The 12,000-nt window shown below is 74.2% G+C and carries 7 protein-coding genes and 1 pseudogene; 3 read left to right on the top strand and 5 right to left on the bottom strand.

Features of this window, described 5'->3' with window-relative positions:
• The first annotated feature begins 112 nt into the window (after window positions 1-112).
• On the top strand, window positions 113-580 hold the full coding sequence (locus tag HET64_RS29750; protein WP_251146064.1) for a Zn-ribbon domain-containing OB-fold protein: 468 nt from the start codon (window positions 113-115) through the stop codon (window positions 578-580).
• Entirely contained in the window at window positions 577-1,767 is a 1,191-nt protein-coding gene (locus tag HET64_RS29745) for a lipid-transfer protein (RefSeq protein WP_215110243.1), read from the top strand. Before HET64_RS29750 ends, HET64_RS29745 begins: the two co-directional genes overlap by 4 nt.
• Window positions 1,768-1,915: 148 nt before the next feature.
• Here HET64_RS29745 and HET64_RS29740 read toward each other — a convergent pair whose 3' ends face one another.
• Genes HET64_RS29740 through HET64_RS29725 form a run of 4 tightly spaced genes read right to left on the bottom strand, consistent with a single transcriptional unit; the run spans window position 1,916 to window position 6,471 of the window.
• Complete coding sequence (locus HET64_RS29740; protein ID WP_215110242.1) at window positions 1,916-2,524, bottom strand: ATP/GTP-binding protein; 609 nt, start codon at window positions 2,522-2,524, stop codon at window positions 1,916-1,918.
• Entirely contained in the window at window positions 2,505-2,942 is a 438-nt protein-coding gene (locus HET64_RS29735; RefSeq protein ID WP_003970444.1) for a DUF742 domain-containing protein, read from the bottom strand. The genes HET64_RS29740 and HET64_RS29735 overlap by 20 nt, the downstream gene beginning before the upstream one ends.
• Before the next feature lie 11 nt (window positions 2,943-2,953).
• Window positions 2,954-3,397, bottom strand: coding sequence for a roadblock/LC7 domain-containing protein (locus HET64_RS29730; protein ID WP_018960626.1), 444 nt, complete (start codon window positions 3,395-3,397; stop codon window positions 2,954-2,956).
• Window positions 3,394-6,471, bottom strand: coding sequence for a nitrate- and nitrite sensing domain-containing protein (locus tag HET64_RS29725; RefSeq protein ID WP_215110241.1), 3,078 nt, complete (start codon window positions 6,469-6,471; stop codon window positions 3,394-3,396). The genes HET64_RS29730 and HET64_RS29725 overlap by 4 nt, the downstream gene beginning before the upstream one ends.
• A gap of 554 nt (window positions 6,472-7,025) precedes the next feature.
• Between HET64_RS29725 and HET64_RS29720 the strand changes: the two are divergent.
• Window positions 7,026-7,364: pseudogene (locus tag HET64_RS29720) on the top strand (hypothetical protein); the annotation flags it as partial.
• Window positions 7,365-7,377: 13 nt separating this feature from the next.
• Here the strand turns inward: HET64_RS29720 and HET64_RS39340 are convergent.
• On the bottom strand, window positions 7,378-12,000 hold a 4,623-nt coding region (locus HET64_RS39340), incomplete at its 5' end, for a hypothetical protein (protein ID WP_251146063.1).

The following is a 12,000-nucleotide window of genomic DNA, read 5'->3' as shown; positions in this document are numbered from 1 at the left end:
GGCCGCGACAGGGGCCGGGGCCGGCCGAGACCGGCGGGCCGGACCCCTCGCCGGACAAGGGCGTCCGTGGCACACTTCTGACGTTCCGTCAGATCCAGTGCCGGGAGGAACTTTGTCGCGCACGCGCATACCCGTGGTGGCCGGTTGGTTCACCGAGGACGCCGGGGAGGAGGACTTCCGGCTGCTGGGCACCCGGTGCTCAGGCTGCCGGTCGGTGCACTTCCCCCGGGAGGACGGCCACTGCCGCAACCCGGGCTGCCCCGGGGGCGAGCTGGAGGAGGCTCCGCTGTCGAAGCGGGGCACGGTGTGGTCCTGCACCGACGGGCGCTACCGGCCCCCTCCCCCGTACGTCAGCGACCCCGAGGCGCCGTGGACTCCGTACACCCTGGTCGCCGTCGAGCTGGCCGCCGAGCGCATGGTGGTGCTGGGGCAGGCCGCCCCCGGGCTGGGCGTGGCCGATCTCCCCGTCGGCTCGGTGGTGGAGGTCGTACCGGGCGTCCTGGACGAGGACCGGGCGACGGGGGTCGTCCACACGACCTGGCACTGGCGTCCCGTCCCGGTGGCGGGGGCCGGTTCATGACCGGCGACGTGGCCGTCCTCGGGGCCGGGATGCATCCGTGGGGCAAGTGGGGGCGCGGTTTCGTCACGTACGGGCGGATCGCCGCGCACGCCGCCCTCGCGGACGCGGGCATCGGCTGGCCCGAGGTCCGGTCGGTGGTCGGCGCGCAGACGGTGCGCGGGGGCTATCCGGGGTACGTGGCGGGGGCGACGTTCGCCCGGGCGCTCGGGTGGCAGGGAGCGCGGGTGGCGTCCGTGTACGCGGCCTGCGCTTCCGGGGCGCAGGCGATCGACACGGCGCGCGCGCAGATCCTGGCGGGTCTGGCGGACGTGGTGCTGGTGGTGGGGGCCGACGCGGCGCCCAAGGGGTTCTTCGCCCCGGCGGGCGGCGAGCGGCCCGACGACCCGGACTGGTTGCGCTTCCGGGTGCTCGGGGCGACGAATCCGGCGTACTTCGGGCTGTACGCCCGTCGCCGCATGGCGCTGTACGGGGACACGCAGGAGGACTTCGCGCTGGTCAAGGTGAAGAACGCGGCGGCGGGGGCGCTGAACGAGTACGCCCGCTACCGGGATCCGGTGACGGCCGAGGAGGTCGCCGCCTCCGCGATGGTCGCCGATCCGCTGCGGCTGCTGGACATCTGCGCCACGTCCGACGGGGCCGCCGCCCTGGTGCTGTCCAGCATGGAGTTCGCGCGGCGGCGCGGGGTACGTGATCCGGTGCGGATCCGGGCCGTCTCCACCGTGACGCCGACGTTCCCGAGGACCGTCCTGGACCTGCCGGACATCGGCACGGACTCGGCGGTGGCCGTGGACCCCTCCCCCGAGAGCTTCCGCGCCTCGATCGCCCGGGCCGCGTACGAGGAGGCGGGGACCGGGCCGGAGGATCTCTCGCTGGCCGAGGTCTACGACCTGTCCACGGCCCTGGAACTGGAGTGGTACGAGGACATCGGGCTCTGCGGTCCCGGCGAGGGAGCGAAGCTGCTGCGGACGGGGGCGACCGCGCTGGGGGGCCGGGTTCCGGTGAACGCGAGCGGCGGTCTCGCCTCGTTCGGCGAGGCGGTCCCCGCCCAGGCCATCGCCCAGGTCTGCGAGCTCACCCGGCAGTTGCGCGGACGGGCCGGGGAGCGGCAGATACCGGGCGCACGGGTCGGCATCACGGCGAACCAGGGGCTGTTCGGGCACGGCTCGGCGGTGGTGGCGGTCCGCTGAACCGGCCGCCCACCAGGTTTTCCCTGCCCTTTACTTGACTGGGCGTCACCGCCGCAGAACACTCGGGGCCCGGTCCGCCGGACGACGTGCGGCCCGTACCCCTGTCGGCGGGGGTACGGGCCGCACGCGTGCCGGGACCGCCCCCGGCTCAGGTGGCGACGGGTTCGCGGGCCCGTGCCGCGCGCTCCAGGGCGTGCTCCACGACAGCGACCAGGACGTCGCGGACGGAGGACCGGTCCCGCGCGTCGCAGACGAGCACCGGGACCTCGGGGTCGAGGTCGAGGGCGGCCCGCACGGTGTCCGTCGGGAACCGCTCGGCGCCCTCGAAGGTGTTGACCGCGACCGTGAACGGGATCCGCCGGCGCTCGAAGTAGTCGACCGCGGCGAAGCAGTCCTCAAGACGGCGGGTGTCGGCGAGGACGACCGCGCCCAGGGAGCCCTGGGCCAGTTCGTCCCACAGGAACCAGAAGCGGTCCTGGCCCGGCGTGCCGAAGAGATAGAGAACCAGGTCCTCCCGCAGCGTGATCCGGCCGAAGTCCATCGCGACCGTGGTGGTGGTCTTGGACTCGACCCCCTCCAGATCGTCCACCGGGCGGCCCGCCTCGCTGAGGCGTTCCTCGGTGCGCAGCGGCCTGATCTCGCTGACCGAGCCGACCGCGGTCGTCTTGCCGACGCCGAATCCTCCCGCCACCAGGATCTTCAGGGTGACGGGCTCGACGTGCCGCTGCTTTCGGCGGCTAGAGCGCCCGAAGGCCATTGATAACCTCGCGAAGAATGTTCACGTCCGGCAGCTCGGCCGGTGGAACGGGACGGGTGACGTGCACCAGCTCGTCCTCGACGAGGTCGCCGACCAGGACCCGTACCACCCCTACGGGAAGGTCGAGTTCGGCGGCGAGCTCGGCGATCGACTGGGGCATGTCGCTGCAGAGTTCGACGATCGCCACATGTTCGGGGGCGAGCGTCTGGTCCCGGCCGGGATCGTCGGCGGCCGGTTCCGGCACGACGAGCGCGATCAGGTCGAGGCGGTGACGGGAGGCGCTGCTGGTGCGCCCGCGGGTCATCGCGTACGGGCGGACCACCGGCCCCGCCTCCGCGTCGTACCACCGCGAGACCTGGGGGTCGACGGACCCGTCCGTGGATCCGGGGCCGGTGCCCCGGGGGGAGTCGGCGCTCATGCCCGCCACCCTCACCCTCCGGCGGGCAGACCGGTCGTCCGTGGGGCGTTGGCCAGATGGGCCCCCACGCGCTTGACCATCAGTGTCATCTCGTACGCGACCTGGCCCACGTCGGAGTCGGCGTCCGCCAGGACGGCGAGACAGCTCCCGTCGCCGGCGGCCGTGACGAAGAGGAAGGCCTCGTCCAGTTCGACGACGGTCTGGCGCACCCGGCCCGCGTCGAAGTGGTGGCCCACCCCCTTGGCGAGGCTGTGGAACCCGGAGGCGACGGCGGCGAGATGCTCGCTGTCCTCACGCGTCAGGTCGCCCGACGCCCCGGTGGCGAGTCCGTCGCTGGAGAGCACCAGCGCCTTGCGGATGCTCGCGACGCGCTGGACGAGCTCGTCGAGCAGCCAGTTCAGTTCGCCCGAGCCCTGGCGTGCGGGGTTGTGTGCTGCGGCGTTCGGTGCGGTCATCGACCGTCCCCTCCCGGAGTGGTTCCTGGTGCTGTGCCACCGGGGCCGCCGGTGCCTTCGGTGTTCTCGGTGGATTCGGTGTTCGTGGTGGGATCGGTGTGCGCGGTGGATTCGGCGGCGTTCTGCCGACGGCCGCGCTGCCAGCCCCGCTGGAGGGAGGCCATGCGGTCGCGTACCTCGTCCGCGTCGCGCTCGCCGTCGTCGAACGTGTCCACGGGCGCCCGCTGCGGAGTCCGGTCCGCGGATTCCTCGCGGAGCTGGCGGGCGAGGCTGGCCTGCCGGACCCGCCGGGGCAGTCCGCCCACGGTGTCGGGCGCGGGCGGGCCGGCCGGCGCCGGGACCCTGTCGTGCCGTGCCCCGGGGGCCGGGGACGGCTCTGTGACGCGCGGTGCTTCCGTGGCGCGGGACGTCTCTCTCGCACGGGACGGCTCCGTCGCGTGGGACGGCTCCGGCGCCCGGTGCGTCTCCGGCGCCCGGTGTACGGCGGCTCGTACGGTCCAGGGCGCGTCGGTGGCCCGGGACCTGTCGGCCGCCCCGGGCTCCCGGTCGGCGGTGTGCGGGACCGGGCCGGTGGCCTTCGCGGGGGTCTCGACCGGGTCGTCGCCCGGATCGTCCACCCGACGGCCCCGGTCGGTGACCAGCGTGGGCGGATTACGGCGCGGCAGCGGGACGGGTCCCGCGGGGCGCATCGGGCGCACCTCCGCCGTGGGCTCGTCGCCGTGGTCGCGGGCCTGCTGGTGCTGGTCCCGGTCGGTGGCCCGGCGCATGGAGCCGGGCTCGTCGCGGCGGGGCTCGCGGTCGCCCTCGCGGCGCAGGTCCCGGGCGCGGAAGATGCCGCCTCGCTCGCTCTCGGTGTCCTCCAGGTCGGACACGCCGTCCAGGACGGGGCCGAGGGCCGGGTCCAGTTCGGGGTCAAGTTCCGGATCCGGCGAACGGTCCAGCGGGTCGCCGGTGAAGTCCAGCGGGCCGACCGGGGCCTCCAGCTCGACCGGCCCGTCCAGGACGCCCGGTGCGGTGAGCCCGGTGGGCACCGGGGACAGGGCGGGAGACCTGCCGTTGACGCGGCGCTCCGCTCCCGGGGCCGTGCTCTGCGCGCCAGGCGCCGCGTCGGAGCTCCGGCCGCTGCCGATCGCCCGCTCGGCCCGGCGGTCGAGGCGGAACCCGGTGCCGTGGGTGTCGGGGGCGTCGGTGAGCAGCGCCGCGGGGATGAACACGACCGCGGTGGTGCCTCCGTACGGCGATTTCTGCAGGGAGACGCGGACGTTCTGCCGCTGGGCGAGCCGGCTGACGACGAACAGGCCCAGCCGGTCGGTGTCGGAGAGCTCGAAGTCGGGGGTCTCGGCGAGCCGCAGGTTGGCGTCGAGGAGGATCTCGGGGGCCATGCCGAGGCCCCGGTCGTGGATTTCGAGCGTGAAGCCGTTGGATACGCGCTCACCGTGCACCTGGACCGCGGTGTGCGGGGGTGAGAAGACGGTGGCGTTCTCCAGGAGTTCGGCGATCAGGTGGGTCAGGTCGGCCACGGCGGGGCCGCCCACGCCGATCCGGGCGAGGCGCCGGACCTCGATGCGTTCGTAGTCCTCGACCTCGGCCACGGCGGCCCGCACGACGTCCATCAGCTGGATGGGCTTGCGCCACTGGCGGGAGGGGGCGGCACCGGAGAGGATCACGAGTCCCTCGGCGTGGCGCCGCATACGGGTGGTGAGGTGGTCGAGGCGGAACAGGTCGGCCAGCTCGTCGCCGTTCTCGGTGCGGCGCTCCATCGCGTCCAGCAGCGTGAGCTGGCGGTGCAGGAGGACCTGGTTGCGGCGGGCGAGGTTGACGAAGACCTCGGAGACGCCGCGCCGCATGTCCGCCTGCTTGACCGCCGCCTCGACAGCGGCCCGCTGGAGGGTGTTGAGCGCCTGTCCGACCTGGCCGATCTCGTCGGGCTCGTAACTGAGGTGCGGGGCCTCGGTCTCGACGTCCACCTGCTCGCCCGCGGCCAGCCTGCGCATGACGCTGGGCAGCCGGACGCCGGAGACCTCGTGGGCGTCCTTGCGCAGCCGGGAGAGGTCGCGGACCAGTTCACGGCCGATGCGTACGGAGACGAAGACCGAGACGATCAGGGCCAGGAAGCCGAGGACTCCGGCGATCCCGGCCTTGGCGAGGACCCGGTACCCGGCCGGTTCGGCGCGGTCCTGGAAACGGTTGCCCATCTCCGTGGCGTCGCCCGCCAGCCGGTCGAGGACGGTCACGGCCGACTCCTCCCAGCGGTCGGCGTCGACGGCGCCGGGGCGCTTCGTCGGACCGGCGGCGATCAGGGCGTCCTCGGCGGTGCGCAGCGGTTCGGTGTCGGGGCTCCCCCAGAACTGCTCGACGCGTCGGCGCTCCGCGGCGGGCAGGTTGTCGAGGCTGACCTCGTAGAGCAGCTCGCGCTGGGCCACGAGTCCGGATATCTGGCGCAGTTCGGAGGTGGTGAAGCGGCCCGCGATGAGGCCCGAGGCGATCAGGGCGTCCTCGCGGGAGAGCATCTCCCGGGCCCGGGAGACTCCGACCAGGGCCCGCATCTGCTTGTCCATCGACACGTTCTCCAGGGTGTGGAGTCCGGTGAGGAAGCGGTACGAGGGGTCGACGAGGCCGTTGTAGAAGTCCAGCGCCCTGGCCCGGCTGATGGTGCGCTTCTCGACCGATTCGCGCAGGGCGTCCAGTCCGTCGACGGCGCTGAGGATCGCGTCCAGGCGGCTCGCGTCGGAGGTGGTCAGCGCTTCCCGGACATCCTGCTCCCGGGCGTTCTCCCTGACCTCGCCCACGATGCGGTCGGTGGCGGCACGCTGGCCCATGAGGACGGGGAGCGCGTCGGAGGCCCGGGGATCCGCGAGGAAGACCAGCGTCTGCCGTCGCTCGTCCTGGACGGCTCGGACGGCGTCCTCCAGCGGGTGGCCGACCTTCTCCACGATGGATCCGGCGCTCATCAGCTCGTCGGCCTGGCGACCGGTGATGTAGGTCGCGAAGACCCAGAGGCCTGTGAGGGAGACGAGCGGCACCAGCAGCAACGCCACGATCTTCCTGCGGATGGACTTCCCGCGAAAGCGCATGGCCTCCCCCAGATCGGCCCCGCACCGCGGGGGTGGTCTTCTCCCGGTCGTCCCTCGGCCCTGCCCCGCCGCGCACCGTGCGTACACCGGCGCGCATCGGGCGGACGCGGGCGAGGTCCGTCCTGCGTCAATAAACGGCGCGAGCCTACTACTGACACAGAGACAACTCGAAGGCACGTCCGGATGATTTTCAGCCGTCCACCCTGGACTTGATCATGAGTTGTCCCGGTATTCCCGGAGATGAAATTCGCGAAAGCGACAGAGGATACCGGCTGGACCTGTCGGTACCGGCACGTATCAGTTGGCTGGAATTCTTCGCTCCGTGCCCATCTGGGCCCTGCGGGCGTTTTCCAGGGGAATCTTCGGGACGGGTGGTTCGTCCATATGTACGGGGTAGACGCACGGTGGGGTCGTGCGCGGCAGGACGGACGTGTTCCGCCCGCGTAGAACCGGCGCAAGCCGGGCAGCCACCCTGAAGTCGGACAGTGGTGGGGAGTTGAAGGTCCTTGAGCACGCAGGAACGCGGGAGCGCCGGAGCATCGGCGGCCGCGGATATGGAAGCCGCGGACGGGGCACGGGTGCCGCGGCAGTTGTGGGTGGAGGAGTCGGCGTCGAAGCGACGGATGCCCGACGCGGTGCGGACGGCCGCCGTGCGCGCCGTGCTCATCATGTCGCTGACGATCATCCAGGCGATGGTCGCCTTTCTGAGCACCTTGACCGGCTCCTGGCTGGCCTTCCCGATGGTGCTCAGCAGCGTGGCCAGCACGGTGGTCGCCACCTGGTCGGTGCTCGACGTCTGGGTGACCCGGCAGGTATGGAACCAGCGCAACGGCGTGGTGTCGGTGCCGAGCAGTTCGGCCCGGCAGATACGTCGTGAGCGGCGGCGGTGTCGGTGACGGTCCGTGGCTACGCGCCGGGCCGTGGTGCCGGGGTTTCGGCGGCCGCCCGCTCGTTCCTCTTGAACATGCGGGTCGCCGTGATCTCGCCGTGGACCGTCTCTCCGTCCGGGTCCTGCTGCGGCAGGCCGGGACGCAGATGCTCCTCCACGCTGATGTACTTGAGGCCCGCTCTCAGGTCCGCGTCGTTGCGCAGCCGGATGACGAGGGGGAACTCGGCGAGCGCGGTCGTGTCGAACAGACCGGTCGTGTACAGCAGTTGCACGCCCAGCGCGTCCGACACCGCCCGCTGGAGCTCCAGCAGGTACGTGGCGTTGGCGCGGCCGATCGGATTGTCGAGGAACAGGGTGCCCGCGTGCCGGTGGCGGTCGCGGCCCCGGTCGTTGCTGCGCAGCGCCGCCATCGTGCAGTAGAGGGCGATGGCGGCGGTGAGCAACTGGCCGCCGGAGAAGACGTCGCCCATCTGCCCGACGGGGACGCGCTCGGCGCGCAGCACGGCGTCCGGCTTGAGGATCTCCACGGCGATGCCCTTGGGCCGCAGCGCCGCCTCGACGCCCCTCAGCAGCAGGGACATGCCGTCCCGGCGCAGGTCGGAGTTCTTCTTGAGGGCGGCGTGGGTGGCCTCGTCGACGACCTCGCCGAGGCGTTCGGTGAGGGTCGCCTGGTCGGGTTCCTCGAAGCGGATCCGGAGGAATTCCTGCCCCGACCACTCCCCCAGCCCTTCGGGGAGCTGGGAGAGCCGCTGGGCGGAGCGCAGGGTGGTGAGCGCGGAGTCGACCAGGCCGCGCAGCCGGTCGACGATCGAGTCGCGGTTGCGTTCCAGCTGGATCAGTTCGTCGGTGAGGACGCGGAGCCGGGGGGCGAAGGCGTCGGCCCACTTCTGGGCGTGCTCGGGCAGTGCGGAGGCGGGCAGCTCGCGGATCTGCTGGCGGGCCGGGGTACGGACCTGTTCGTAGCGGGTGGAGTTGGCGTGCCGGACGAGGACGTCGCTCGCTTCCCGGACGGCGCTCTCGGCCGCCGAGAGGTCGGTGTTGCAGCCGCGCAGGGAGCGGCGGGACTCGGCGGCCGACTGCCGGGCCTCCTCCAGGGTGCCGGGGTAGGGGTCGGGGTGCTCGGTCCCGTCCTCCGTGCCGTGGTCGCGCAGGAGGTCCCGCAGCAGGGCCGCCGTCTCGTCGAAGCCGCCGGCGGAGTCCTCGGCGGTGCGGTGGGCGTGCAGCAGCTCGCTGTGGGCGGCGCGGGCGGTGTCCAGGGCCCCGGTGGCGGCCGCGAGCTCGGCGGTGGCGGTACGCAGGAGGGCCTGGGCTCCTTCGGCGTCGGACGGGACGAGGCCGTCCGGCAGTTCGGTGTGGTGCTGCCGCTCGTCGTCGGGGGCGAGCCGCTCGGCCTCGCCGCGCAGCCGTCCCAGGTGCTCGCTGGCGGTGGAGGCGCGGGTCTCCAGGAGCTGGACGTGTGCTTCGGCGCGGGCGGCAGCGGCCTGGCGGGAGGGGCCGTCGGCTCCGTCGGTGCCCTCCAGGAGCTGGGCGGCGCGGGTGCGGACCTTGTTGGTGAGGCGGTCCAGCTCGGCGAGGGCGGCGCTCTCGTCGCTCTCGGCGCGGGCCTGTTCGGCGCGCAGGTCGGCGCCGACGCCGACCTTCTCGTACAGCTGGGACGCCGCCCGGTAGGCCTCGCGCAGGGTGGGCAGGGCGGTGCGGGCCGCGGTCCCGTCGGGCTCGGGGAGGACTTCGGGGACGCCGGCGATCTCGGCGCGCTCGGCCCGCAGGGCGCGGGCGGTGCGGCGGGCGTCGTCCCCGGCTCGCTGGGCGGCCCTGCGGTCCTCGTCGGCGGCGCGGGCGAGGTCGAGGCAGACGGCGGCACGGGCCTCGGACTCGGCGGCCTCGTCGACCAGTTCGCGCAGCCGGACCTGCCAGCCGGCCCGCTCCCGCAGCCGGTGGGCGAGTCCGGCGAGCGCGTCGGCGGCGCGGCGGGCCCGCTGGGCGGCTTCCTGGCGCTCGTCGCGGACCCGTGCGGTGTCGGCGGCGGCCTCGTCGGCCTCGGCGCGGGCGGTGCGGGCCTCGGCGAGGACGGCTTCGGCGCTCTCGGCCGTCGTACGGGCGGTGGCGGCGGCCTCGGCCAGTTCGGCGAGCATGCCGGGCGGGCAGTCGGCGCGCCAGGAGCCGATGCGGGCGGCCAGGGCGCGGTCCCCGGAGAGGCGGGCGGCGAGCGTCCTGATGTCCTCGTCGCGGGCGGCGGCGCGGCTGCGCAGCGCGTGGCGCTCCTCGTCGGCGGCGTGTTCGTCGTGCATGGCCGGGTTCGGCGGGACGAGGAAGACGCCGTCGTGCTGCGCTTCGGAGCCGGTGCCGGGGGCCGGGACGGGAGCGAGGAGGGCGGCGGCGGTGCCGACGGCCACGGCGGAGCGGGGCAGCAGGGCCGCGCCGCCGAGGACCTCGCGGGCGCGGGTGTGGGCGTCGGGGTCGGTGATGACGACGCCGTCGACGAGCTCCGGGCGGGCGGCGAGGACAGCGGCGTGGTCGGCCGGGTCGACGGCCTGCGCGAGGTAGCGCCAGCCGGGCAGGGCGGGGATGCCGTGCTCGCCCAGATACTCGACGGTGGCCAGGACGTCGGGGCCGGGCGGCAGCAGCCCGCCCTCGCCGAGCGCGCCGAGGATGCGGGCGTCGTCGGCGGCGGCGGTGCGCAGGTCGAAGAGGCGGCGCTCGGCGGCGGCGACGGACTGGTCGAGGAGGTCGCGCAGCTCGTCGGCGCTGCGGTCGAACTCCTCGGCGGTCAGCGGCTGCTGGGCGGGGCCGGGCTGGTCGGCGAGGGCCACGGCGCGATCGGCGCCCGGTTCGGCGGCAGTGGCCGTGCCGCCGTCGGCCCCCGGGCCGGGGCGGGCCCCGGATCCCCGGTCCGGCCCGGACGGCTCGTCGGCGGCTCCCCTGCGGGGGTGCGGGACGCCGGAGCCGGACGGAAGGCCCAGCAGGTCGCCCAGGCGGGGGTCGGCGGCGATGGACTGGGCCGCGCGGAGCTCGTCCTCGTGACTCTGCTCGGCCGCACTGGCCCCGTCGGCGGCGCGGGCGGCGGCCAGATCGGCGCGGCTCTCGGCGGCGGCCGCCTCGCGGGCGGTGTCGGCGGCGGCGCGCGCGGCTTCGCGGGCGGTGTCCCAGGCGGCGACAGCGGACTGTTCGGCGTCGCTGGCGGCGAGGGCCGCGCGGGCGGGGTCGGCGTCGGGCGCGGTGTCGTCGAGCCAGCCGGCCCGGACGGCTTCGGCGGTCTCCTGGCCCACTTCGGCGAGGCGCTGGCGCAGGTGACCGGCCTCGCTGCGGGCGCGCTGGGCCTCGGTGGCGGCGACGGTGGCGTCGCGGTGGGCACGTTCGCCGGTGGCCTGGAGGGTGTCGGAGCGCTCCTCCTCCTCGTTGGCGACGCGCTCGCCCTCCTCGGCGGCCCGGTGCAGGGCGCGGACGAGGTCGGTGGCGGCGAGCGTCCTGATGTCCTCGTCGCGGGCGGCGAGGGCGGGGGCGGCGTCGCGCTCGGCCTCGCGGATGGCGACGGCGACCCTGGTGGAGCGGTCGGCGGCGGCCCGGTGGCGCAGGACGGCTTCGGCGGCCTGCCAGGCGGCGTGCAGGGTGCGGGCCTCGACCAGCTCCTTGCGGCCGGCGGCGGCGCTCTTCTCGGCGGCGGTCAGGGCCAGCGAGGCGTGCCGGTAGGCGAGTTCGGCGGCGATCAGGGAACGGCCGCCCCGGGTGGACTCGGCTTCGGTGACGGTGTGGGCGGCGGCGGTGACCCGTTCGGCCAGCTCGGCGGTGCGGCCGCGCTCCTCGGCGGCGCGGGCGGTCAGCCGACGGGCCAGGGTGCGGGTGCGGCGTTCGGCGCCTGCGTGGATGTCGCGGGCGCGGGCGCGGGTGTCGGTGGCCTCGACGATCCGGTTGAGGAGGTCCACGGAGCCCGCGGTGAAGTCGCGTTCGGCGGTCAGCTCGGCACGGCGGCCCAGCTTGTTGCCGAAGCCGCTGACCAGGTCGGCGAGTCCGTCGGTGTCGCGGGTGTCGGTGACGGCGCGGAGCAGGAGGTCGGTGAAGTCGGAGTCCTTCTTCACCGCGAAGAGCCCGGCGGCCTCGCCCTCGTCGGCGTTCATCTCGCGCTGGTAGCGGAAGAGTTCGGGGTCGAGACCGAGGTCGCCGAGGTGTTCGTTCCAGCGGTCGTGGATCTCTTCCCAGTGCACGTCGAGGTGCGCGTAGAACTTGCCCGCGTCCATCAGCGCGTCGCGGAAGCCCTTCATGGTGCGCCGCCTGCCGCGTGCGCCGGAGACGCCTTCGGCGGGGCGGCCCACGGCGGAGGACTCGGCGACGGGCAGGCTGTCCAGGCTGAGCCCGGGGCCGGGCCGGAACGAATACCAGGCCTCGGCGAACTTGCGGGGGTCGTTGGAGACCTGACGGCCACGCCACTCGCTGACCTTGCCGACGACGACGCACTCACCGGTGAGGGTGTGCTGCCACTCCAGGGCGACGTGCCCGCAGTCGTCGGCGAGGAGGAACTTGCGCAGCACGCCGGAGCTGGCTCCGCCGAGCGTGTTGCGGTGGCCGGGGAGCATCACCGAGAAGATCAGCTTGAGCAGGACGGACTTGCCGCCGCCGTTCTCCAGGAAGAGGACGCCCGCTGGGGC

Origin of the sequence: Streptomyces sp. McG3, from assembly GCF_018619185.1 — a bacterium.
Lineage (GTDB): Bacteria > Actinomycetota > Actinomycetes > Streptomycetales > Streptomycetaceae > Streptomyces.
Note: the sequence above shows the minus strand (reverse complement) of the source record. Positions and strands in the feature narration are given on the sequence as shown.